This window comes from Tunturibacter psychrotolerans, assembly GCF_040359615.1.
Lineage (GTDB): Bacteria > Acidobacteriota > Terriglobia > Terriglobales > Acidobacteriaceae > Edaphobacter > Edaphobacter psychrotolerans.
On sequence record NZ_CP132942.1, the window covers coordinates 3759456 to 3783851 of the forward strand.

Below are 24396 nucleotides of genomic sequence, written 5' to 3' on the forward strand. Positions count from 1 at the left end.
TGAAACAAGGGACGCCAGACACAGTAACGCTACGCTAACGAATAGGCTCTTTCGCTTCATTATCGGTATCCTCAAAATGATTTGGCACAGCAAGAGCCCGACGTTCAGCGAACGTTGTTCTTACGACAAAAGAACATGCTCAGGAAGAAATTAACACCGGAAACTCGAGCGCCAGCAGGCCCAATCCAGATGAGAGCCTACTGGCGCACGAAGATACTGAAGCAAGTTGCTCTACAAAGCGAACCGGCGTCTAATCGCCCCGCAGACACCCACCAGCCCAGTTCCGAACAAAAGCAGCGTGCTCGGCTCAGGCACAGCCGAGGTAGGCGGCACCACCACTACTTGAGACGGCACAAGCGCTTCTTCGAGTGAGAAAAAGGTATTCCCTCCGCCGGCCGCAAGCGGCGTAACGAAATCCACCGTCCCAGCCGTATCGAAGACATTAATCCCCGAGTAGAAAGTGTCCGGACCACCATAGCCGCTTGTATCTTTCGAGTTGCCGGTAACACCAAAGGTGTCGATGCCATCGCCATCGAAACCGAAGATGTCAAGGGAGGAGCTGAGGTTGATCGAGCTTAGAGAACTGCTCGAGTTGTTGACGATTCCAATGAGCGTGTCATCAGCGCCATCGTAGGTCCCACCGGCAAGCGTAAAGCTCGGACCAGTCGTTACCGTGGTTCCGCTGTTCGTAACGGTGATGACGAGATCGCAACCGGCAGTTGCCAGACCGACTGCAGGGCAAAGGGATGCTGCGTGAAGCGCGCAAGGGACAAAAAGGCCCAGCGCAGTCGCAGCGGCGATGTGCAAAATCTTCATAGTTTGATTCTCCTAGGTTGCGATTTTTAGGGCGGGGCCTACGTGCAAGGAAAAACCGAAGGGGGGCCGAAAAGAATTCACGTAAGGGAAGTTAGGTCGTGCGCTAACCCTTGGAGCACCCCTACTTATGCACGTCATTTACCAAACCCGTTTGTTCAAAACAAAAGAGATAGCGCGCATGTACTCTCTGCGAAGTTGCAAGACCTTGCAGACAACTGAAGATATTGTCGTGAAAGAGCATGCTCCCTAAACCGGCCTGCACCGCAACTTAGAATCTCCTACCACCGATGCTCCCCCAGCGAATCCCCACCGAACCACGATCATGATCGAGCCAGATAAGGTATACCCTCGTTAAAATCATGCGCCATTCCCATTTGAATCTTTCAGCCCTCGTAATCCTGACTACCCTCGCCACCTCCCTCGCCGCACAGCAGCCAGCCGCACCAAAGCATCAGGACACTGAAGTCTACGAACCAGTGCCACCAATCGTCACACCCGGCGCCACCGACGCCGCTCCTCCCTCCGACGCAATCCTCCTATTCGACGGCAAAAACCTCGACCAGTGGGTCTCAACGAAAGACAAGTCCCCAGCCAAATGGACTGTAGCCGACGGCATACTCACTGTCAGCAAGACACCGGGCGTCGGAAACATCGAAACCAAGCAGGCTTTCAAGAACTACCAACTCCACATCGAGTGGAGAATCCCCGAGAACATCACCGGCACCGATCAAGCACGCGGCAACAGCGGCGTCTTCCTAGCCTCCACCGGCCCCGGCGACGACGGATACGAGCTCCAGGTACTCGACTCCTACAACAACAAGACCTACGTCAACGGTCAGGCCGGCAGCATCTACAAGCAAGGCATCCCCCTGGCGAACCCAAATCGCAAACCCGGCGAATGGCAGACCTACAACGTGATCTGGACCGCACCAACCTTCAACTCAGACGGCACCCTCAAGACTCCCGCCTATGCCACAGTCTTCTTCAACGGAGTCCTGGTCCAAAATCACTTCGAGCTAAAAGGACAGACACTCTACGTCGGCCAGCCATTCTACAAACCGTACGACACGGCCCCAATCAAGCTCCAGGCCCACGGAGACAAGAGCGAACCAATCAGCTTCCGCAACATCTGGGTCCGCGAACTCAAATAGAAATCATTACTAGCAAGCGTCTCCGCACGTTGCATTCGCAAGCATCGATAGTATGGCCATGTAGCTCGTAGGTGATACATAGGCGCTCGAATTCTTGTCTATATCCACCTGATGCACAATCACCATACCAATCGCCGGTAGCACTGTGATGTACGTTCCCCCGGTTCCATCCGCCGTGTATCCACCTTGAAGGAAACCGATGTATGTGTCCCCTGGAAACATCTGCTCATCCCAAACCCACCACAGCAGTCCATATCCCCAGCGACCCGGCTCCCCATAGTTACGAAATCCCGTCGGGTTGATGTCGCGGAAAGGCGTATGAAGGTAGGTGCTGTAACGTGCCCAGTCGCAGGAGATAACAGTCTTTCCATTCCATTGACCGCAATCGAGCATCAACAACCCGAGCCGTGCCATGTCGCGGGTCGAGAGATACATCGCGTACTCCGGATGCAAACCTTCAGGCGAGAAGTTCTTCTTCTGTTTCCCAAGGACAAAGTCCTGCATGCCCAGCGGCTTCGCGAGATCGTCTTGCAGCGCCTGGAAGATGTCCTTTTTCGCCAGCTTTTCAAACGCAGCACCAGCAGCGTCGAAGTCCCAATTGTTATAGAGATAATGTGTGCCCGGATACTCCGAACCACGCGGCGGCAGCGTCTTTGCCTGGTCTCCGTTACCAGTCGGCATATAAATTCCAGATCGAGAGGCCATCAACTGAATGAGCGTTGCCTTCTCCTCCATCGGCAGGAATGGCTCCTTGTCATCCAAACCCAGCTGTTTCACCGTCTTATTCAAAAAATCATCCTGAATCTTGTCATTAAACAGATCCGCACCGTAGAGCATATCCAGAACGCTCTTGCGAACCGAAGCGATCTTGCTGGTGTGAGAGACGTCTCCGTACGAGAAGATCACACGGCCGCGCACGATCACCATCATCGATCCGGTATCCTGTGTCTTCACCCAACCGCGAATAGCCTCAAGTTTGGCGCTGGAGTATCCGACCGACTCCGGCGAAGTCTTCAGCCACTCATTCCCCGGAACTACATCGTCGGTGATTTGCTTGGTGGCTGGCGTTGTCTGAGCCGACAGAGACAGCAGACCGAACCCGAGCAGCAGGCAATTTGCTACGGCCACTAACTTAGTGATGCGAAAGATCGTCAATGAACAACTCCTTTTCGGAATTGGCGACTTACCTCTGGCAAACTATCGCAGGCTGTCGCCGATTGTTCTACCACAATATCGAAACAGGACTTTAAATCATCTCGCACAATGACATTCACCCATCAGCAACACCGCATGAAACCGCCATCATTCTGCTAGCATTAACGCTTGGCCTTTATGACGAATAGCATCAGCACTACCGAAGCCCCCATCCGCGTCCGCATCGCGCCTTCTCCCACAGGCGACCCCCACGTAGGCACCGCCTACATCGGCCTCATCAACTACCTCTACGCCCGCCAGCGCAACGGAAAATTCGTCCTTCGCATCGAGGACACCGACCGCGCCCGCTTCGTCGCCACCTCCGAGCAGGAGATCTTCAACTCCCTCCGCTGGCTCGGCCTCACCTGGGACGAAGGCCCCGACCTCGGCGGCCCCTACGGCCCCTATCGCCAGTCCGAGCGCACCGAAATCTATCGCGAGCACGTTCAGCTCCTCCTCGCCAACGGCACCGCCTACCGCTCCTTCGAAACTCCCGAAGAGCTCGAAGACCTCCGCCAGCGCCAAGTCGCCGCCAAGCTCCCGCCACGCTACGACGGCGCCCACCGCGAGCTCTCCCAATCACAAATCGACGCATACCTCGCCGAAGGTCGCCCCTACACCGTCCGCCTCAAAGTCCCCGTCGGCGACCCCGCCTTCACCGAGTTCCGCGACGAGCTCCGCGGCGTCATCCGCTTCGAGCACTCCAACGTCGACGACCAGGTCCTCATGAAGTCCGACGGCTTCCCCACCTATCACCTCGCCAACGTCGTCGACGACCACCTCATGCACATCACCGACGTCATCCGCGCCGAAGAGTGGATCTCCTCCACCCCCAAGCACGTCCTGCTCTACAAAGCCTTCGGCTGGCAGATCCCGCGCTTCTGGCACATGCCCCTCCTGCGCAATCTGGATAAGTCAAAAATCTCCAAGCGCAAAAATCCCGTCTCCCTCATCTACTACCGCCAGGCCGGCTTCCTCCCCGAAGCGATGATCAACTTCCTCGGCCTCATGGGCGGCGGCATGCCCGCACCAACAACCGAATCCACACCCACACAAGCCGCCACCAAATCCAGCGAGACCGACATCTTCACCCTCCCCGACATGGTCGCCCGCTTCGACGTCAAAAACATCCGCCTCGGCGGCCCCGTCTTCGACCTCACAAAATTGAAGTGGCTAAATGGCGAATACATCCGCGCCCTCACACCTGAGTCCTTTTACAAAACCCTGCGCGAGACAATCCTAAGCGACGCGTACCTGCAACAAGTAGCCCCCCTAGTCCAAACCCGCATCGAAACCCTCGGCGAGTTCGGCAACCTCACCCACTTCCTCTTCGCCGACGACATCATGCCCCCCGCCGAAGTCTTCGTCCCCAAAAAGCGCACCCCCGAAGAAACCCTGGCCTTCGCCGCCGAACAACTCACCGTCCTCGAAGCCACCGACTGGACCCACGAAGCCCTCGAGCCCGCCCTAAAAAAACTAGGCGAAGAAAAGCAGTGGTCCGTCAAAGAAAACTTCATGCTTCTCCGCGCGATCCTGACCGGCAGCACCATGTCCCCGCCACTGCTCGAGAGCATGGTAGTCTTCGGCAAATCCCGCACCCTCGACCGCGTCCGCCGCTTCCTCGAAACCCAAAAGAAGTTAGCTCAGACGAAAAAGTAGCGACAGGACGTCCCACCAGGAGTTGCAACTTCGATTATTGATTTAAAGCCCTTTCCTAAATCCGGGAATAAAACACAAGCGCGATTGTTGTATAGACGACGAGTGTTCGTCGTGCTGTTCACACCATGCCTAATGCTGGTTTGAAACGACGAGCAAACCTCGCACAAGACCACGCTTGACGAAGGGCTTTACATTGACATCGATTGCGACATCTGCCTCGACACTAGATTCCTACTCCCCTGTCGGCACGGAAGAAGAGCTTGCTGGACCTCCCCATGCCGTGGCCCCTGTCAAACGGGCAGAACGCATCTCCAGCATTGACACATTGCGCGGATTCGCTCTGCTCGGCATCCTTATCCTGAACATCGACGACTTTGGTAGCCCACTGTTTCTTCACGACATCCCTCCAAACTCCGCATTCACAGGCCCTCACGCACACCTCAACCTCATCGTCCTATTCATCAAATGGATGTTCTTTGAGGGAAAGATGCGCTTCTTGTTCTCCATGCTCTTCGGAGCAGGCGTCGTTCTGTTGACGGAACGCGCCGAACGACGTGGAGCAGCCGACAAAGTGGCGGACATCCACCTGCGCCGTAATATGTGGCTGGTTGCTCTCGGACTGCTTCACGGCACCTTTATTTGGAATGGAGATATTCTCCTCCAGTATGGCTCGGCCGCACTTCTTTTCCTCTACCCCTGTCGAAAACTCAAGCCCAAAACGCTTTTCACTGCCGGCTCTTTGCTCATCCTCGTCTTCTGGACCTACGGACTACTGCAGTACATTGGTTTGCCGCAGGCGCTCCGGTTAAGCAGCAAAGCTGCCAACGTCGTTACCGCCCAAAATGCAGGACATCCTCTCACTCCGGAACAGAAAAAGGTAGCGCAGCAATGGAGTGACCTGGTCAAAAAGCACGAAGTAACAAAGCAGAAAATTGACGAAGAGATAGCCGATGCGCACGTCAGTTATCTCAATCACCTGATCGACCAAGGCTTCAACTACGAGAAGAGCTTTGTTTCCCGAAGTCCATTTTTCACAATGGCTGAAAGTGTGGGAGCCATGTTGATTGGCATGGGACTCTACAAAACCGGCTTTTTTCTCGCAGAGCTTTCATTCAACACCTATCTCTGGACGGCCCTGCTTGGCTTTTTTGTGTCGATCCCCGTTTACATCATAGGAATCTGGAAGGCATACGAAAGCGGTTTCTTCTTCTTGACAATCTATAAGTGGGTCTTCCTTCCGTATCCGCTAACGGAATTGACTGGTGGACTCGCAGTCACGGCGACGCTCCTTCTCGTCATCAAGAGCCACACCTTCCATCGACTGTTGCGCCCGATAGCAGCCGTAGGGCAGACCGCCCTCTCCAACTATCTCCTGACCTCTGTCCTGTGCCAGTTCGTCTTTCTCTGGGGACCGTGGAAGCTCTTCGGAAAACTCGATTACTACCAGGTCAACTATGTGCTACTTAGTGTCTGGGTCATAAATTTAACCCTCAGCACCCTCTGGCTCCGGGCCTTCGAGTTTGGGCCGGTGGAGTGGCTTTGGCGCTCCGCCACCTACTGGAAGCTCCAGCCCATGTTGAAAAAAGCCACCTAATCACACCACAAGTCATTGGATATCCCATCCTCAAAGCTGCGAATCCCGCAGCCTAAACCCCAAACTGCCGTAGATGATGATCCAGGGGGAGCGCAAAAAAGTAGAGGCACTGTACCGCTTGCACCTAGCGCACAGTGCTTGCATGAACGAAGAAATGTATCGCGAACGGCACAAGGAGAATTAAGCCGAGAAGCATCCACGAGACCGGTCGCCCAAAATTCAGAGAGTACCCGAAGCCAAATCGTTTCGGAACCCACAATGCACTATCCTCACGGTTGTAATACACAATGCCCGCCTTCCAGAAGCGAGGATCTGTGCTGTCTTGCGCAGCCGCAACTGCCTCCGGCATCTGCATCCACCGAAAAACAACAAAGCCCAGCATCCCCATGCTGAAGACTATCGGCACTATCGCAACAAGCGAAATCAGCCTCGATGGATCGTGAGTTAAAGGCAAGAGACTAGTCCCGCAAAACAAAATCGTAACCATCCATGCGCAGGCAAGCAGGACGCTTCTGGTCGTTCGAATTACGGCCGTGCGACCTTCGTGTCCAGGTGACGACCTCGCAATCAGCTCCCCAATGACTCCAAAAACAATCACCATGAAGAAACTGGCAAACAACAGACCGAAGATGCTTCCAATACCTCGCTCCGCCCATCCGTTCGGCCGACCGTCCAAACCCCAATGAATCGAAATCCGAGCTGGAATTGTTTGCCATCGCGCTGCCAGCAGCAAAGTGGTTCCAGCCATTGGCAAAGGAGTGGAGAGCAACCCAATCCACCATCCATTCCCCAACTCATCCGTTGTGCTTTTTAGGTTGGCAGTACGCACCACCCTATGTGGCTCGTTGCCGAGAGCCGACGACCGACGTCTCTGCACCCACAAAACCAACATCACGAGAGAAACGCAGAGCCAAAAAATGATCGAAATCAACAAGCCAGCCTGATACATCTCTCACCTCTGAAGGGTAGTAATCACATCCCATTCGATTGTTTTGTCGGCAATCCCCTTAAGACGCATCTCCGCGACGAGATTGCGAAGCCGTTGACGCAGACCTTCCACTTCAACAGTCTTCAACTCAGGCGCAGACCGGGCAGGACGAACCACAGCGCGTTTTCCGTGCTTCAATTCAATCCATCCCTCTTCGGCAAGCTCCCGATAAGCCTCCGCGGCGGTATTGAAGTGAATGCCTAATTGGGTAGCAAGGCTACGCACCGAAGGAAGAGAGTCGCCGGAAGAAAGCGTCCCTTGATCGATATGAAGCCTGATTTGGTCAACGATCTGCCGATAGGCCGGAACTACCGAATTCGGATTGAGTTGAACGGAAGCTTCGGGCACGACCTAAACTGTATAGTAAAAACATACAGTGGGCAAGTCACAAAATTTGGCCCTAAAACCCATGACCAGAGCCTCTACTAAACCCCAAACTGCCGCAGATGATGATCCAGATGCTTATACATCCAAGCCGACCACTCATCCGGCGTGAGTCGCCCAAAGAAGCTATGCGGATGATCAGTACACCCACCCGGCCCACTCGCAACAAACCGGTCGACTAACCCACAAAGCCGCTCCCGTCCTTGCACAAAGTCCGTCTCAACTGCCACCGCAAGCCCCGGCACCGTAGGCGAATTCCTACGCATCGGCTCACCGTCCACGAACGCCTTCGATTTGATGATGGGTCCAAGAATTCGTCCAATGAGCAGCCGCGGCGGGAGCCGATCACCAAGTGCTAACTCCATACCCCTCGCGCAGTGCTCCATCGCCTGCGCCGCATTCATCTTGCCCCACTGTCGCGCACTGTCAGCTCTCAGCAGCGCCATCCGCCCTTTCACTTCCTCGACAGTCCCTACTTCAAAAAGACTTTTCATCGCAACAGCGCTCCTGACTTCAACAAACTCCCGAGTTCTCAATCCAGCTACTACTTGACGAAGCCAACCGAGCATACACCAGCTCGAAACGTCTGGCCTTCGCCGCGAATAACGTCGTCTCCGACGCCCAGAAAGCTACCATACTGCACATAAAATCAATCCAGCATGAGAATTGAAGACCATCTCAAACAACTCGAAGAGCGTCTCCTCGATCCAGCCATCCGTCGAGACCCCGCCCTCGTAGCCCCTCTCATCGCCGACGATTTCATCGAGTTCGGTGCCTCAGGACGAGTCTTCGACAAAGCCTCCATCCTCGAAGACCTGAAGAACGAATCACCCCGCCCAGCCTCCCGCCTCACCGACTTCGCCGTACGGGAGCTATCCCCCGCCATCATCCTGGCAACTTACCGCGCGACCAGATTCAACGCCAACGGAGTGGCCATCAGCCAATCGCACCGCAGTTCCATCTGGGCGCACTCAGATGGCCAATGGCAGATAACCTTCCATCAAGGCACCCCCATCCCGCCCCCGCAGGACCCAGCCGGACCACCCCAAAAATAAATCTAGAAAACGTGGCGCATTATTCATCCCCCAAAAACACGTTGCTAACCAACCACGTTACGACCACAGTCCACCACGTTCGTCACCATAAAAACCAGCACCAAAACACCACATCTTCCAAAAACACCCTCGGAAAACACCAGCAAAACAGCAAAAAGCCCCGGCTCTCACCGGGGCAAATATTTATTGCAAAACTCAATTTTCAACCAGCCTTTAAACATCTGCTTAATCCCCCGCAGCGCCTGCCGCGTCCGCTCCTCATTCTCAATCAGCGAAAACCGCACATGCCCATCCCCATGCTCACCAAAACCCACGCCAGGGCTCACCGCAACCTTCGCCTCCAGCAACAGCTTCTTCGAAAACTCAACAGATCCAAGCCCTTTGTACTGCTCCGGAATCTTTGCCCAGGCAAACATCGTAGCCTTCGGCAGATCCACCGGCCACCCAAGCTTATTCAGTCCCGGAACCAAAACATCCCGTCGTTCCTTGTAAATATCGCGAATTGTCGCCACACACTCCTGTGGCCCGTCGAGCGCGCAGATCGCCGCCACCTGAATCGGCGTAAAAGTCCCATAGTCAAAGTAGCTTTTGATGCGCCCCAAAGCCGCGACCAGCTTGGTGTTTCCCACCATGAAGCCCACTCGCCATCCAGGCATATTGTAACTTTTTGAGAGCGTAAAGAACTCAACAGCAATATCCTTCGCACCCGGAACCTCAAGTATGCTCGGTGCCCGATACCCATCAAACACAATATCCGCATAAGCAAGATCGTGAATGATGTAGATCCCCAACTCTTTGCACAACGCCACCAGTCTCTCGAAAAACGGGAGCTCCACGCACTGCGCCGTAGGATTCGAAGGGAAGTTCAGAATCAGAAGCTTCGGCCGCGGCGACATCCTCGGCAGATCATGCTCCAACTCCTCCAGCAGCGCCTCCGCAGTCCCGCCTCGCATTGGAATACTCTGCACCTTCGAGCCCGCAATCACTGGTCCGAAGATATGAATCGGATAGCTCGGATTCGGCACCGCGACGGTATCCTCATCGTCCAGCACCGCCAAACAAAGATGCGCAATCCCTTCCTTCGAACCGATCGTAACAATCGCCTCAATCTCAGGATCGAGATCCACGTCATAGCGCCTCTTGTACCAGTTGCAAATCGCTCGACGAAGTCGAGGTACCCCACGCGACAACGAATAGCGATGCGTAGCAGTACGCTGCGCCGCTTCAATCAACTTGTCGACAATGTGTTTCGGCGTCGCACCATCGGGATTTCCCATCCCGAAATCAATGATGTCCTCACCGCGCTTACGCGCCGCAGCCTTCAGCTCACTTGTGATGTTGAATACATACGCCGGCAGCCGTGTTAGCCTTCGAAATTCGTCCATTCCCGTCCGCCCGCTCCTGTCTATCCTGTTTCTCCATGATGCCACCACTCCATGAGAAAAACAGGCCGACGTACCGAGCCTACCAACAGAAACTTGTATTCTCCGCAGTTATTTCGCCGTAAAGATCACCTGAATCGGCAGGCTCTTCGGCGGATAGCACGCCGCATGATCGCACGCCTGATAGCGCAGCGTTCCATCGACGGTATGCGCCCCAGCCTCAGCCACCACAGGCAGCTTCACAGTAAACGCCCCCGAATAAACATCCAGCTTTTCACTCGGATCGAAGCTGAAGCTATACGAAGTACCAGAGGGAAACTCCAACGCCTCAACCTTCACTCCTGACGTCGGTTGCAACTCAATCCGAGTCGGGATCAACAGCTCCGACTTAGGCGTGTGAGAGTTCACATGGTAGCCATCCATCACACGAAAGCGCAGCTCCAACACGCTTCGCTTTCCCGCTGTGACGTTCTGCGGCTCCGCACCATACACAACGTACGACTTCGGCTTCACCGCTGGTGCATCCAGCGTGCCGACCTGCTGCGCCACCAACGCTCCCGGCAACGCGATCAACAATCCCGCAGACAAACTCCTCAACCACCTCACTGCCCACCCGCCGCCGGCGTTGCTCCCGAAGCAACAATCTTCTTGATGTGCGCCTCGATCTCATCCTTGCTGCCAAGTCCAGCCGTCTCCTCGACGATCACACCATTCTTGTCGACGTAAAACGACATGGGCAGATAGTCCATCCCATCTGGTCCGCCATACGCCTTCTGAATCTTTCCATCAGTCAGCAAAATCGGGTAGGTCACGCCGGTCTTCTGCGCAACTTTGGCGATCGCGTCCTTGCCTGCATCCACGTCATCAGCAAGCCCGAGAATCTCAAAACCCTGCGCCGCATACTGTTTGCGGAACTCCTCAAACCAAGGCATCTCCACCTTGCACGGCCCACACCACGTCGCCCAGAAGTTCACCAGAACAGGCCGGCCCTTATAGTCGCTCAGCGAAACTTTCTTCCCGTCCAGGGTCGCAAGCGTAAAACCAGGCGCCACCTTCCCACGCATCTGCATCGCTTCTGCTTCAGGTGACTGCGAATCCGGCTGCGCTGCCGCTGCTCCTGCCTTTTCCGGCGCTAGAACCACATGGTTCTCCTGCGCCTGCTGCATCGCGATCCGCCGCTCGCGCAGATTGTGCCATCCAGCCCACAGCAGCAGCGCAATCCCAACAACCATTACTCCAAAAACCAATCCACTCCGCTTCACGTCAAATCCTTTCGGCACGCATTCGCGCCACACCAGCCCTCCCAGTTTAGACGCAAAGCCCTTCTAAACGATGCAACGACAATATTCTCCACGACTTGCACGCTTTTATTCGGCACAAACTCCCAAATCTCACATCCCCATCTGCCCACCCCAGACCTCTGCTAGCATCGACATGGTTCGGCCACTATGTCCAGCAAATCCACCATCCCTCCCGCCTCAACACGTCCATCGGAGTTCGTCCGCATCGAGGCCGCCGCTCTCAACGAGCTCGCCCTCCGCCTCGACACCACCATGCTCGCCCCATTCGCCCAGGCAACCGAGCATCTCCTTCAAGCCGCAACGGCTCAAAATCGCATCATCATCACCGGCATAGGCAAGAGCGGCATCATCGCTCGCAAAATCGCGGCTACCTTGCGCTCCACGGGCACGCCAGCCCACTTCCTTCACGCCGCCGAAGCCATCCACGGCGACCTCGGCATGCTCGCGCCCAAAGGCATCGTTATCGCTCTCTCCTACAGTGGCGAAACTGAAGAACTCCTTCGCCTCATCCCAGCACTCAAGCGCCTCGAAGCCACACTGATCGCCATCAGCGGCTGCAGCACATCCACCCTGGCTCAATCCAGCGACATCTTCCTCGATGCCAGCGTCTCCACCGAAGCCTGCACCCTAAACCTCGCGCCCACCGCCTCCACCACCGTCATGCTCGCACTCGGCGACGCTCTCGCCCTCGAAGTAAGCCGTCTCCGCGGCTGGAAGGCTGAAGACTTCGCCGACTTGCACCCAGGCGGCCGCATCGGCAGACGCCTTGCCCGCGTCCGAGAGCTGATGCACACAGGCGACGCTCTTCCTCAAGTGGCTCCCGCCACGCCGATGCCACAGGTCATCTACGAGATGTCCCGAAAAAAACTCGGCATGACCACCGTTCTCAAAGACGGGCATCTCGCCGGCATGATCTCAGACGGAGACCTCCGCCGGCTGCTCGAACGCGATGGCTCCCACGCCCTCGAACACACCGCCGCCGAAATCATGAACTCCCACCCTCATACGATCGAAGGTAGTGCCCTCGCCTCTTCAGCTCTCGCCCTTATGGAGGACAAGAAGATAACCTCGCTCATCGTCGTCGCCCTAGGCGGCCACGTAGAGGGCGTCGTCCACCTTCACGATCTGTGGACGCTGCAACTCAGCTAGCCGGCGGCGATCAACCATGACCGAGAAAGTTTGCCGCATGAACGACATAGCAACGGAATGTATGACCCAACCCCATTGCTTGCTACAGCATTTGATTCGGTCTCTCCGCAAATAAATCCGTACACACCCGGTTTAGAATGAAGACTCATCTCAAATGCCCACGATGCTGCAACGCGATGGGCGGGAAAGTATTTTTTTTGACAATGCATCGCTGGTCACAACTCTTTATCCCCACTCTCCGCGAAGCCCCCGCAGACGCCGAAGTCGCCAGCCACAAGCTCCTCCTCCGCGCCGGCTATATCCGCCAGCTCGGCGCTGGCATCTACAGCTATCTCTTCCTCGGCAACCGCTCCATCAATAAAATCGTCGCCATCGTCCGCGAAGAGATGAACCGCATCGGCCAGGAGTTCCTCCTGCCCACCCTCCAGCCCCGCGAACTATGGGAGGAGTCAGGCCGCTGGGCCGTTATGGGCGGAAACATGTTTCGCCTCCAGGACCGCAAAGGCGCTGACCTCTGCCTCGGCATGACCCACGAAGAGGTCATGACCTCCATCGCCCGCAACGAACTCCGCAGCTACAAGCAGCTCCCCCAGATCTGGTATCAGATCCAGACCAAATTCCGCGACGAGCCCCGGCCCAAATCCGGCCTCCTTCGCGTCCGCCAGTTCATCATGAAGGACTCCTACTCCTTCGACATCGACGACGCCGGCCTCGACGTCTCTTACAACAAGCACGATGTAGCCTACCGCCGCATCTTCACCCGCTGCGGCCTTCAGTTCGTCTCGGTCGACGCCGACTCCGGCGCCATGGGCGGCTCCGCCTCCCAGGAGTTCATGGTCTACACCGAAGCAGGCGAAGACCTCATCGCCAGCAGCCCCTCCGGTTACGCCGCCAACATCGAAAAAGCCACCGCTCAGCTTGCTCTCGTCGAAAACCTCGACCCCACCGGCGACGGCCTCCCCGAGCTCGTTCATACCCCCGGCCACCGCACCATCGACGAGGTCGGCGCCTTCCTCAACGTCGCCTCAGTCCATCAGATCAAAACCATGGCCTACATGGTCGAGCTCCCTGAAGCCGACCACGCCAAATTAGGCAAGCTCCGCCCGGTAGTCATCTTCCTGCGAGGCGATCACTCCCTCAACGAAGCAAAGCTTCTCGCCATTGCAGGCGGAGAACCTCGCCCCATGGTCGCCGAAGAGATCGAAGCCACCTTCAAAGCCCCCGCTGGCTACCTCGGACCCATCGGCCTCGAGGCCGCGCCGCACCCGAAGAAACCCGGCACACTCATCATCCTCGACAAAGCTCTCGAAGGCCGCACCAACCTCATCGCCGGAGCCAACAAGGAGGAGTACCACCTCCGCAACGTCACGCCCACCCGCGACTTCAAGCCAACACTTGTCGCCGACGTTCGCAACATCGTCGAAGGCGAACTCGACCCCATCGGCGGCCAACCCATGCGTCTTGGCAAAGCCGTCGAAGTCGGCCACATCTTCAAGCTGGGCCGCAAGTACACCCAATCCATGGGCTCCTCCGTCCTCAATCGTGACGGCAAAGAGATTACCCCAATCATGGGCTGTTACGGGATCGGGATCGAGCGCATCCTCACTGCCGCCATCGAACTCTCCGCAGCTGCCAACCAGGGCGCCGCCTACGTGCTGCACCCTGCCATTGCGCCCTTTCAGGTTGTCGTTACCATCACCAACGTTGGCGACGAGGCCCTCCTTGCCGCGGGAGAAAAAATCGCTGCAGACCTCGAAGCCGCAGGCCTAGAAGTCCTCCTCGACGACCGCGACGAGCGCGCCGGCGTCAAGTTCAAAGACGCTGATCTCGTCGGAATCCCCTATCGAATCAATATTGGTCGCGGAGTCGCCGAGGGCAAGGTAGAATTTCTCGATCGCCTCCAAAGCATCACCGAAGAGGTCGCCATCAACGAGGTCACCGCGAAGGTATCCGGCCAGATTACCTCTACGCTGCACAACTTGCTCCCCGCAGCTGGCCTCTAAACGTCTAACGAAAGAGTCTCTTGCCAGTCAAACTCAAATACGGCAGCAACGCGCGCACCGGCACTAAGTCTTCCCCACTGGAGTCGCGCCTTCTACGCATTGCCCTCCTGGCGTTGCTCGCCATCCTGATCGTAGGCTGCTCCGTCTTCGCCTACTTTTATTACCACTACCAACATGTGGTCGACGACCGCATCCGCTCCGGTCCCTTCTTCGCCAGCGTGTCGCAGATCTACGCCGCCCCGCGCGAGGTTCGTGCCGGACAGAAGCTCTCCGCCGCCGCAATCGCTGCAGACCTCCGCCAGGCAGGATACAACGCAAACTCCCAGCTCGGCACCTACCAGCTCAACGCCGACAACATCTTCATCAAGCCGGGCCCCGAGAGCTACCACAACACCGACGGCGCTACCATCAACACTACCGGCAACGTCGTCCAGAGCATTACCGCCGAAAACGGGGTAACCCTCAGCGCCTACGAGCTCGAGCCCCAGCTCATCACGGCCCTCTCCGAAGACAACAACCGCACCAAGCGCCGCCTCGTGTCTTACAACGAGATCCCCCCACGCATGGTCCAGGCCGTCACCGCCATCGAAGACCGCGACTTCTTCAACCACGGCGGCATCAACTATCTCCGCATCGCCAAGTGCGCCTTCTCCGACCTCGTCACTCACCATCGCACCTGCGGCGGCTCCACCCTCACGCAACAGCTAGCAAAGAATCTCTTCCTCTCGCCTGAAAAACGCATCAAGCGCAAGATGATCGAGATCCTCATCACCTTCCAGCTCGAAAACCGCTTCACGAAGAAACAAATCTTCGAGATGTACGCGAATGAGATCAACCTCGGCCAGCGCGGCAGCTACGCCATCAACGGCTTCGGCGAAGCCGCTCAGACCTTCTTCGGCAAACCGCTCCAACAACTCGACCTCGCCGAGTGCGCCCTCCTCGCCGGCACCATCCAGTCCCCCACACGCCTCAACCCCTACCGCCATCCCGAACGCGCGATGTCACGCCGCAACGTAGTCCTCGACTCGATGGTCGAGACCGGAGCCATCACCGCCAGCGAAGCCGAGCGCGCCAAAGCTGAACCCCTCCGCCTCGCTCCTCCCAACATCGACGCGAGCGAGGCTCCCTACTTCGTCGACCTCGTCCACGACCAACTCGTCAAGCGCATCGGCGACCAGGACCTCGCTCACCAGAGTCTCCGCATCTACACCTCGCTCGACCCCGAACTTCAACGCGCCGCCTCCGAAGCCGTCGAAATCGGAATGAAGAACGTCGACGAGTTAGTGCGCAAGCAACAAAAGACACCCAAAGGCGAACAACCCGGACCCATCACCTATCCTCAGGTTTCGCTCGTAGCGATCAACCCCCACACCGGCCAGATCCTCGCGCTCGTAGGCGGCCGCAACTACGGCGTCTCGCAACTCAACCACGCGGTCTCCGAGCGACCCACCGGCTCCATCTTCAAACCCTTCGTCTACGCCGCTGCCTACAACAGCTCCCTCAATGGACTCTCTCTCGGGGACAACGGCGGTGTCTTCACCGCGCTCACCCAGCTCAACGATGAAGAGACCACCTTCACCTACGACAACGGCCGTCAGGAATACACACCCAAGAACCTCATCAGTGGTTATCGTGGCGACGTCACCGCAGCCTATGCCCTTGCGCACTCCCTCAACGCCGCTACCGTTCAGCTCGGCCAGATGGTCGGCTTCGATAATGTAGCCGCCCTGGCCCGCTCCTCCGGCATCGTCAATGCACGCGGAACCCCATCGGTCGCAATCGGCACCTACAACGCCACTCCAATTGAGATGGCCGGGGCCTACACCGTCTTCGCCAACAGCGGCGTCCATCTCAACCCGTGGATGCTCGCATCCGTACGCAACGCCAATGGCGACGTGGTCTCCGACTTCTCACCCGAAGCCAAACAGGTCATGGATCCCCGCGCGGCCTATCTCACCCAGTCCCTGCTCGAAGGCGTCATGAACTATGGCACCGCTGCAGGCGTACGCGGACACGGCTTCACCGCACCAGCGGCGGGTAAAACTGGCACCAGCCACGACGCCTGGTTCGCCGGATACACCTCAAACCTCATCTGCATCGTCTGGGTCGGCAACGACGACTACACCGACATAAAAATGGAAGGCGCCCACGCTGCAGAGCCCATCTGGACCGAGTTCATGAAGCGCGCCATCCTGCTTCCCCAGTACTCCGACGTCAAACCCTTCTCCGCACCCGAAGGCATAACCACCGCACGCATCGACAAGACCAGCAGCCTCCTCGCCGACTCCAGCTGCCCCAGCAACATCCTCTACGCCGCCTTCCTCGACGGCACTGCACCCACCAACACATGCAGCCAGATGAGCGAAAGCCCGCAGAACCTCATCCAGAAGATTCTCGGCATAGGCGGTAAATCCGCGCCTCCCGATACCACGTCACCACCCAACACCCCCGCGCCCATCGTTCGCGTCAATCCCAACACGCCCCCAAACGGCAACGCCCCCGACACCACCCAACCACCCGCGGCGTCCAAAAAGAAAAACTTCTTCCAGAAGATCTTCGGCGGCGGCAAAGACAAAGACAAACAACAACCGCAACAACAGACCTCACCGCCCCCTCAGTAGATCGATCGAATCCCAATTCGCGTACGTAACCAGCACTAACACCCAATCTTCCCCCGCCGCACCACCCTGGCCCGTCCCACTGGAGCAGCCGTCTCCCCCATCCCCACCCACGGCTGGCACTCCGGACACCAATAAGTCGACCGCGCCTGCACCCCCTGCTTCCTCATCATCACCGTGGTCCCACATCGCCGGCACTCCTGCCCCTGTCGTCCATAAACCCAAAGCCGTTCCTCTCGATTCGAAGAGTGCGTCGTCCGTCGATTCCCCGAGTAAGTCACAATCCCATCGCCCGCACCATCCACTACGTTCGCCTTCATGTACCTCTGCGAAACCTCCACCATCACCTCCATCTCGCGCTGCGAGATCGTCCTCATCGCACGAAACGGATTCACTCCCGCCGCAAACGCCACCTCGCTCTTATAAACATTCCCCAACCCCGCCAGCACCCGCTGATTCAGCAACACCACTGCAATCTCCGCATCCGGATTCTCTCTCCCATACGCGCCCAGCCGAGCCACACCCGCCTCCACCGTAAACTCATCGCTCAACACGTCCGGCCCCAGCTTCGGCACCTGGCTCGACCGCTCAAGCGACCGCGCGGTATGAAACTCCGCCACCGGAATATTGAACCCGACCGCCTCCCACTCCGCCGTCCGAATCACCACCCGCATCCGATCCCGCCCCATCCACCACTTCTCCCCCATGCGATAAAGATGCCAGCTCCCACTCATCAACATATGCGTCACCAAAATCAAATCACCCGAGAAAAAAATCAGACACCACTTCCCCCGCGACTCCACCTTCTCCACCGTCCTGCCTGCCAATGGAGCATCCTCATTCACCCGCGCCAGCTTCGCCAACCCAGTATCGAAGCCCGTCACCACCCTGCCCCCAATCGCCTTCTGCAGCGCCCGCGCCGCTCGATAGATTGTGTCCCCTTCAGGCATTTGTTTTCCCCGTCGAACCAGCTTCTTCTCTCAGATGCATCAAACCGGCCGCAGAATGTTCTTCACTCCTACAATTCCTCTAAGCGATAATGAGCCACCAAAGTGACAACAACCCTCAAACCCAGTTCGCGTCTCCAATCCATCGACGCCCTGCGCGGCGCCATCATGATCATCATGGCGCTAGATCACACCCGCGACTTCTTTCACATCTCCGCGACGTACTTCTCGCCCACCGATCTCACCCGCACCTATCCCTTCCTCTTCTTCACCCGTTGGATCACCCACTTCTGCGCTCCCGTCTTCACCTTTACAGCTGGCCTCGGAGCTTTTCTGTGGCTCCAACGCGGGCGCACTAAAACTCAGCTATCGAGATTTCTGCTAACGAGAGGAATCTGGCTGATCTTTCTCGAACTTACCGTCATGCGTCTCGCCTACAACTTCAACTTCGCCTCCCGCTTTCCCGTCCTTCTTCTCGTCATGTGGGAGTTAGGCGGCTGCATGGTAGCGTTGGCGCTGTTAGTCCAACTTCCCTATCCTCTTCTCGCAGCCTTCAGCATCGCCGTTATCGCCCTGCATAACCTCCTCGACCCAATCAACGCCGCATCCTTCGGCAGTTATGCAGGAGTCTGGAACGTGATCCATCAACCCGGTGCCTTTATCGTCCATGGCTTAGTCATAGTCGTCGGCTACCCACTCGTACCCTGGATCGCCGTCATGTCCGCAGGCTTTTGCTTCGGTCGCGTCTTTCTACTGGAGCCCGCCCGCCGCCAAAAGATCATCCTTGCTACCGGCTGCGCGCTCACGATAGCTTTCATCGTTCTCCGCGCAATCAATCTCTACGGCGACCCCGAAAAATGGTCTCCTCAGCGCTCCATCATCTTCACGCTGCTATTTTTTCTTAATTGCACAAAGTATCCACCCTCACTGCTGTACCTGCTCATGACGCTAGGTCCTGCACTCATCGTCCTCGCGCTTTTCGGACGCCACCGATTCAGCACTAACAATCCCATCATCGTCTTCGGACGCGTCCCTCTCTTCTACTTCATCGCGCACTTCTATCTCATCCATCTCCTGTCATTTCTTGCCACCTGGATACGTTACGGCGCTCAATCCTACCCAATCCTCTTTAGCTCACCCCCGGCGATGGGTGGCCCCGAAAAACTCTTCCCCGCAGACTTCGGATATCCCCTTTGGGTCGTCTACGCCGTGTGGATCTTCGTCGTAGTCTCTCTCTACCCACTCTGCCGATGGTTCGCCAACATCAAAGCCACACGAACCGATTGGTGGCTCAGCTACCTGTAAGCTCACGCATTCGCTCTTACCTCACCGCGAGGCCCCGGCAGAGGCGGCAGCCCTCTTCGCACATTAAATCCCATCGCCCCGGCCGCAAACCCAGCATCCAGTAAAAACCGCGCCATTGGATGCTCCGCCACCGCAATCCCATTCACACTCGCAATCAGGATCCCGCCACGACCCTGCGCATCTTCCTGGCCCTGCACCTTGCTCACGAGAAACTCCGCCAAACTCCGCGCCACCTGCGACCGCTGCGGCTCCTCCTCCGGCAGAAACACTTGCAGATTCGGATTCCCTCTCCGCAGATAAGCGACCAACGCTCCATCGCAAAGAATCACTCGCGCCCCAACACTCCGCGTCAGCGAAGACCCCGCATCCGGCGCTGCAGGCCACCGCAGCAACGCACCATATGGATTCGCCGGATCAGTCGCCGCCAACTGCAACATCTCCACCTTCTCCGGATCTTGCTGCACCCGAAGCGATCGCAGCAGATCAACCGCCGCCGGCATTGCAAACTGCGTTGCGCCAAGATCAGCCGCAAAATACCCGCGACGAATCTTTCCGCTCTCTTCAAGCGCCTTCATCACGTCATAGATCGCCGAAAATCCTCCCGGCAGATTCTCCGCATGCGCCGTCTCACGAAACACCACACCATATCGCGTCAGCAATTGCTGAGCAATCGCATGACTCCACTCCGTCGCGGACCGCCCACTCGCAAACACCGCCGAATTCAACGCCCATCGTCCCTGCGCCGTAGGCGGAGTCGTCCGCCGCGACCGAAATCCCGTCTGTTGATGCACCCGTCGCGCAGGCTTTCTGGAGCTGTTCGTCGCAGGCCTCTCGCAGTAAGCCCGTAGCGCCGCCATTCCATCATTCGTCAGCGCCCCCTTCCAAACCAGCCCCCACAACGCCTCGAGCGTCTCCCCCGGATACCCGCCGCCAATCCCGTCATGCAAATCTTGAAAGAAAGAAGCTCCTCGCGCCTTCAGATACTCCACAATCTTCTCTTCCGTCTCACTCAACGCGAAATCAGAGCCGTCACCTTGAGCAGAGCGAACACCATCCTGCCGAGCCAACGAACGACCCATCGGCCAATGCGAAGGCAGTTTCTCCGCCAGATAAAGCCCAATCCGTCCATCTCTCTCCCCAATCGGATCAAACCCAACCCAGATCACCTCACCCGCCGCGATCAACGTATCCAGATCCGCAGTCTTATACCCCACCAACCGCGCCGGCAATATCTCACTCTCCAAAATCGAAGCAGGCAGGGGCGCCCCCTGCAGGTTCTCAATCACATCCAGCAGCGCATCCAGTCCTCGCCGAGGCTGCACCACTCCCTGCCATCGCGTAAATAATCTCGCCAGCGTCCTCTGCTCAACTGGCTCAATCTCTTTGCGAAGACGAGCCAGCGAACGCCGACGAATCGCACGCAACACTTCGTTATCGCACCACTCCCGATGAATCCCTCCAGGCCGGAACCCACCCTCCACCACCTTGCCACTCTGCACCAACCGCTGCAGCACCGCCTCCACACTCTCCGCCGCGAGTTCGAACCGCTCACTAACCTCATGCGTCGTAAATGGTCCATGCGTTCTTGCAAAACGTCGCACCAGATCTACTAGAGCCTCATGAGCCTCCTCCAAAAACGCTCCCGGCAGACCCGGCGGCAGCGGCACGCCGAGCCCATCTCGGTACCGCGCCGCATCTTCCACCGCAATCAGCCTCTTCTCTCCGCCGATCCGCACCTCAAGCACCCGCCGAGCGCGCATCAACTTCGCAACCGAACTTGCAACCTCATCCGTTAAACATCGCAGCCGAAGCTCATCCCGGCTCAGATCCCCCAACCGCAACAAGAGATCATGCACCCCATCCGCCGTCCGCGCGCGATAACCCTCCACCACGCACTGCAACTGCTCCTCCGTTTCTTCAATCGCACTCCGATCCAGAAGCTCGCGAAGATCCGCATCCCCCATCAACTCCCGCAACTGATCCTGATCGATCGAAAGCGCCTGCGCTCGCCGCTCCGCCAGCGGAGCGTCCCCGTCGTAGATATAGTTCGCCACATAACTGAACAACAGCGCCGAAGCAAACGGCGAAGGCGTCCGCGAATCCACCGTATGCACGCGCAGCGAACGGCTTCCAATATTCCGCAGCGTCTCCATCAGAGCAGGCATGTCAAACACATCTCGCAGACACTCCCTGTAGGCCTCCAGCACAATCGGAAAAGACGCATACCGGCTAGCCACACTCAGCAAGTCATAAGCCCTCTTCCTCTGCTGCCACAGCGGAGTCCGCCCATCCGCTCTCCTCCTCGGCAACAACAAAGCCCGCGCCGCGCTCTCCCGAAACTTCGCCGCAAACAGCGCCGTAGACCCCAGCTGCCGCAGCACCAAGTCCGCCGCCTCCTCCGGCTCCAGCAGAATCGGATCAATCGCCGGAGCCTCGTCGGTGTCAGGAAAGCGCAGCACGAAACCATCCTCCGACCACATCGTCTCCACTTCCTGCCCATTCGTCGCCCGCAGCTTCGCCGTCACCGCCATCGCCCACGGCGCGTGCACTCTGCTGCCGAACGGCGTCAACACACACACCCGCCAATCCCCCAGCTCGTCCCGCACCCGCTCTACGACAATGTTCTGGTCATCAGGAACATTCACCGTAGCCAGCTCCTGATCCGCCAAATACCGCAGCACATTCTCCGCCGCGCCCGGCTCCAGATCGTGCTCCGTTGTCAACCGCGCCATTGCCACGCTGCGCGGAGCATCCCGCAACTCCCTCACCAGCGCGCCAATCCGTCGCCCAAACTCCAGAGGCCTCCCCGCCTGGTCCCCATGCCAGAACGGCATCTTCCCCGCCTCACCCGGAGCCGGAGTCACCAGCACCCGATCATGCGTAATCTCATCGATGCGCCATGTCGAAGCCCCAAGAATAAACGTATCTCCGGTCCGACTCTCGAAGACCATCTCTTCGTCCAACTCCCCCACCCGCACCGGCTTCGACCTCTGTCCCGCCAGAAACACCCCATACGTTCCACGATCAGGAATCGTCCCACCATTCAGAATCGCGATCCGCTTCACCCCAGCGCGCGGTGTAATCCAGTTCTTATTCCTGTCCCACGTAATCCGCGGCCGCAGCTCGGCAAACTCATCCGACGGATACCGCCCCGCCAACATATCCAGCACGCCATCAAACACGCTCTGACTCAGCCCCGCAAACGGCGCCGCCCCGCGCACCAAACTAAACAGCGCCGCGTAACTAACCCCCGGACTCTCCTCCTCCTCAGTCCTGTGCCTGGTCCGCCTCTCCGCGTCAGCAACGTTCAACGGCGGATGCGCAATCACCGCCACCATCTGCTGCGCCAGCACATCCAACGGATTCCGCAAAAACCGCGTCGACTCCACATGCCCCTCATGCATCGCCCGCGTCACCGCCGCACAAGCAATCAAATCCGCCCGATACTTCGGAAAGATAATCCCGTTCGACGGAGCCCCCACCTGGTGTCCCGCCCGTCCAATCCGTTGCATCCCACTTGCCACGCTGGGCGGAGCCTCAATCTGAATCACCAGATCGATCGCCCCCATATCGATCCCAAGCTCCAGCGACGAAGTCGCCACCAGCGCCTTAATCCTCCCCGCCTTCAGCAACTCCTCGATCTCTGTCCTTTGTGCAGCCGCCAGCGAGCCATGATGTGCCAACGCAACCTGTTCTCCAGCCAACTCATTCAAAGCGCCAGCCAGCCTCTCCGCCACGCGTCGAGCATTCACAAAGATCAGCGTCGACGTCCGCCCGCGAATAATCTCAAGCAAACGCGGATGAATCGACTGCCAGATCGAAGTCCTCTTCGGTCCCTGCGAAGCCGGTCCACTCGGCTGCTCCTGAATCTCCCCTAGTCTCGCCATATCTTCGACTGGAACCTCCACCTTCAGCTCCAGTAGCTTCCGCGCACCCGCATTCACCACGGTGACAGGACGAAACCGCGCAGCACTCACTCCCCCGTCAACCCGCGAATCCTCGCTGCCCGCAACTTCCATCAACACACTGTTCGTCTCTGCATCAACCTCCGCAGCATGACTCAAATTCGTGCCTTTCACAGGCACATATCCGGACGTCTCTGCCCCACCCAGAAACCTCGCCACTTCCTCCAACGGTCTCTGAGTAGCGGACAGCCCAATCCGTTGCAGCTTCCTCCCAGTCAGCGTCTCCAGCCGCTCCAGAGATAAAGCCATATGCGCCCCACGCTTGCTCGGCACCAGCGCATGGATCTCATCCACGATCACCGTCTCCACCGACCGCAACGACTCTCCCGCCTCCGAGGTCAGCAGCAGATACAAACTCTCTGGCGTTGTAATCAAAATGTCGCCCGGATGCTTTCGAAACCGCGCACGTTCCTTCTGCGACGTATCGCCCGTACGCACGCTGATCTCAGGCATCCGCACCGCAATACCCTCGTGCTTCGCCATGTTCGCGATTCCCACCAAAGGCGATCGCAGATTGCGCTCCACATCCGCGGCCAACGCCTTCAAAGGCGAAAGGTACACCACTCGACATCCGCGCTCTGCCTCCGGCGCAGTCTGCAACATCAATTTATCAAGACACCACAGAAACGCAGTCAGCGTCTTACCTGTGCCCGTCGGGGCCAGTATCAGCGTCGACTCCCCACGAGCGATCGCCGGCCAGCCCTCCACCTGCGGAGCCGTCGGAGCATCGAACACGGCCCGAAACCACTTCGCCGTGATCGGATGAAACAGCGCCAAAACTCCATCGCCCCCGGGATCCAGTTCCGGCGGCAACGTAGTCCCAATCACAACTCTTTTCTTCGATTTGGCAGAGCTCGGCGGCATAGTCTCCATGTGCGTTGTCAG

The 24396-nt window shown here is 57.7% G+C and carries 18 protein-coding genes; 8 read left to right on the plus strand and 10 right to left on the minus strand.

The features are described 5' to 3' along the window. Positions 1-231: 231 nt before the first annotated feature. Positions 232-816 carry a PEP-CTERM sorting domain-containing protein gene (locus tag RBB77_RS15625; RefSeq protein ID WP_353062667.1) on the minus strand — a complete coding sequence of 195 codons (585 nt, stop codon included), beginning with the start codon at positions 814-816 and terminating at the stop codon, positions 232-234. 359 nt (positions 817-1175) lie between these two features. Between RBB77_RS15625 and RBB77_RS15630 the strand changes: the two genes are divergently transcribed. Then, positions 1176-1967 (plus strand): 3-keto-disaccharide hydrolase, encoded by a 792-nt coding sequence (locus tag RBB77_RS15630; protein WP_353062668.1) that lies wholly within the window; start codon positions 1176-1178, stop codon positions 1965-1967. 9 nt (positions 1968-1976) lie between these two features. On the opposite strand, the gene RBB77_RS15635 is transcribed toward RBB77_RS15630, so the two are convergent. After that, positions 1977-3122 carry a serine hydrolase domain-containing protein gene (locus RBB77_RS15635; protein ID WP_353062669.1) on the minus strand — a complete coding sequence of 382 codons (1146 nt, stop codon included), beginning with the start codon at positions 3120-3122 and terminating at the stop codon, positions 1977-1979. 177 nt (positions 3123-3299) lie between these two features. On the opposite strand from RBB77_RS15635, the gene gltX reads away from it, so the two are divergent. Further along, positions 3300-4820, plus strand: coding sequence for a glutamate--tRNA ligase (gene gltX, locus RBB77_RS15640; protein ID WP_353062670.1), 1521 nt, complete (start codon positions 3300-3302; stop codon positions 4818-4820). 193 nt (positions 4821-5013) lie between these two features. Next, positions 5014-6414: a DUF418 domain-containing protein gene (locus tag RBB77_RS15645; protein WP_353062671.1), complete on the plus strand. Its 1401-nt coding sequence runs from the start codon at positions 5014-5016 to the stop codon at positions 6412-6414. Positions 6415-6538: 124 nt separating this feature from the next. Here RBB77_RS15645 and RBB77_RS15650 read toward each other — a convergent pair whose 3' ends face one another. The 3 genes from RBB77_RS15650 to RBB77_RS15660 all read right to left on the minus strand — a co-directional run bounded on the left by RBB77_RS15650 (position 6539) and on the right by RBB77_RS15660 (position 8280). Next, the gene (locus RBB77_RS15650; RefSeq protein WP_353062672.1) at positions 6539-7243 is read right to left on the minus strand and encodes a DUF5808 domain-containing protein; all 705 of its coding nucleotides are present in this window, start codon (positions 7241-7243) and stop codon (positions 6539-6541) included. 123 nt (positions 7244-7366) lie between these two features. Beyond that, the gene (locus RBB77_RS15655; protein WP_353062673.1) at positions 7367-7750 is read right to left on the minus strand and encodes a GntR family transcriptional regulator; all 384 of its coding nucleotides are present in this window, start codon (positions 7748-7750) and stop codon (positions 7367-7369) included. A 77-nt stretch (positions 7751-7827) separates the two neighbouring features. After that, the gene (locus RBB77_RS15660) at positions 7828-8280 is read right to left on the minus strand and encodes a DUF1569 domain-containing protein (protein WP_353062674.1); all 453 of its coding nucleotides are present in this window, start codon (positions 8278-8280) and stop codon (positions 7828-7830) included. A 165-nt stretch (positions 8281-8445) separates the two neighbouring features. Between RBB77_RS15660 and RBB77_RS15665 the strand changes: the two genes are divergently transcribed. Further along, positions 8446-8841 (plus strand): nuclear transport factor 2 family protein, encoded by a 396-nt coding sequence (locus RBB77_RS15665; RefSeq protein WP_353062675.1) that lies wholly within the window; start codon positions 8446-8448, stop codon positions 8839-8841. Positions 8842-9008: 167 nt separating this feature from the next. On the opposite strand, the gene alaC is transcribed toward RBB77_RS15665, so the two are convergent. From alaC to RBB77_RS15680, 3 genes are all read right to left on the minus strand, one after another. Next, positions 9009-10226 carry an alanine transaminase gene (alaC, locus tag RBB77_RS15670; RefSeq protein ID WP_353062676.1) on the minus strand — a complete coding sequence of 406 codons (1218 nt, stop codon included), beginning with the start codon at positions 10224-10226 and terminating at the stop codon, positions 9009-9011. Between the two features lie 108 nt (positions 10227-10334). Beyond that, entirely contained in the window at positions 10335-10799 is a 465-nt protein-coding gene (locus RBB77_RS15675) for a protein-disulfide reductase DsbD N-terminal domain-containing protein (protein ID WP_353062677.1), read from the minus strand. A 26-nt stretch (positions 10800-10825) separates the two neighbouring features. Next, positions 10826-11503: a TlpA family protein disulfide reductase gene (locus RBB77_RS15680; RefSeq protein ID WP_353062678.1), complete on the minus strand. Its 678-nt coding sequence runs from the start codon at positions 11501-11503 to the stop codon at positions 10826-10828. A gap of 168 nt (positions 11504-11671) precedes the next feature. Between RBB77_RS15680 and RBB77_RS15685 the strand changes: the two genes are divergently transcribed. The 3 genes from RBB77_RS15685 (at position 11672) to RBB77_RS15695 (ending at position 17297) form a co-directional block, all read left to right on the plus strand. After that, positions 11672-12673 (plus strand): KpsF/GutQ family sugar-phosphate isomerase, encoded by a 1002-nt coding sequence (locus tag RBB77_RS15685; protein WP_353062679.1) that lies wholly within the window; start codon positions 11672-11674, stop codon positions 12671-12673. A gap of 203 nt (positions 12674-12876) precedes the next feature. Then, positions 12877-14676, plus strand: a complete 1800-nt coding sequence (locus RBB77_RS15690) for a proline--tRNA ligase (protein WP_353062680.1) — start codon at positions 12877-12879, stop codon at positions 14674-14676. 20 nt (positions 14677-14696) lie between these two features. Next, positions 14697-17297 carry a transglycosylase domain-containing protein gene (locus tag RBB77_RS15695; protein WP_353062681.1) on the plus strand — a complete coding sequence of 867 codons (2601 nt, stop codon included), beginning with the start codon at positions 14697-14699 and terminating at the stop codon, positions 17295-17297. Between the two features lie 35 nt (positions 17298-17332). On the opposite strand, the gene RBB77_RS15700 is transcribed toward RBB77_RS15695, so the two are convergent. After that, positions 17333-18244: an Fpg/Nei family DNA glycosylase gene (locus RBB77_RS15700; protein ID WP_353062682.1), complete on the minus strand. Its 912-nt coding sequence runs from the start codon at positions 18242-18244 to the stop codon at positions 17333-17335. Positions 18245-18346: 102 nt separating this feature from the next. On the opposite strand from RBB77_RS15700, the gene RBB77_RS15705 reads away from it, so the two are divergent. Next, entirely contained in the window at positions 18347-19546 is a 1200-nt protein-coding gene (locus RBB77_RS15705; protein ID WP_353062683.1) for a DUF1624 domain-containing protein, read from the plus strand. Positions 19547-19548: 2 nt separating this feature from the next. Here the strand turns inward: RBB77_RS15705 and RBB77_RS15710 are convergent, their stop codons facing one another. Then, positions 19549-24375, minus strand: a complete 4827-nt coding sequence (locus tag RBB77_RS15710; protein WP_434557068.1) for a DNA glycosylase AlkZ-like family protein — start codon at positions 24373-24375, stop codon at positions 19549-19551. Between the last annotated feature and the right edge of the window lie 21 nt (positions 24376-24396).

What these genes read in the sequence shown, in the direction of transcription:
- RBB77_RS15625 (WP_353062667.1), bottom strand. Translation starts at nt 816, where the DNA reads ATGAAGATTTTGCACATCGCCGCTGCGACTGCGCTGGGCCTTTTTGTC.
- RBB77_RS15630 (WP_353062668.1), top strand. Translation starts at nt 1,176, where the DNA reads ATGCGCCATTCCCATTTGAATCTTTCAGCCCTCGTAATCCTGACTACC.
- gltX (WP_353062670.1), top strand. Translation starts at nt 3,300, where the DNA reads ATGACGAATAGCATCAGCACTACCGAAGCCCCCATCCGCGTCCGCATC.
- RBB77_RS15660 (WP_353062674.1), bottom strand. Translation starts at nt 8,280, where the DNA reads ATGAAAAGTCTTTTTGAAGTAGGGACTGTCGAGGAAGTGAAAGGGCGG.
- RBB77_RS15665 (WP_353062675.1), top strand. Translation starts at nt 8,446, where the DNA reads ATGAGAATTGAAGACCATCTCAAACAACTCGAAGAGCGTCTCCTCGAT.
- alaC (WP_353062676.1), bottom strand. Translation starts at nt 10,226, where the DNA reads ATGGACGAATTTCGAAGGCTAACACGGCTGCCGGCGTATGTATTCAAC.
- RBB77_RS15685 (WP_353062679.1), top strand. Translation starts at nt 11,672, where the DNA reads ATGTCCAGCAAATCCACCATCCCTCCCGCCTCAACACGTCCATCGGAG.
- RBB77_RS15690 (WP_353062680.1), top strand. Translation starts at nt 12,877, where the DNA reads ATGCATCGCTGGTCACAACTCTTTATCCCCACTCTCCGCGAAGCCCCC.
- RBB77_RS15700 (WP_353062682.1), bottom strand. Translation starts at nt 18,244, where the DNA reads ATGCCTGAAGGGGACACAATCTATCGAGCGGCGCGGGCGCTGCAGAAG.
- RBB77_RS15710 (WP_434557068.1), bottom strand. Translation starts at nt 24,375, where the DNA reads ATGCCGCCGAGCTCTGCCAAATCGAAGAAAAGAGTTGTGATTGGGACT.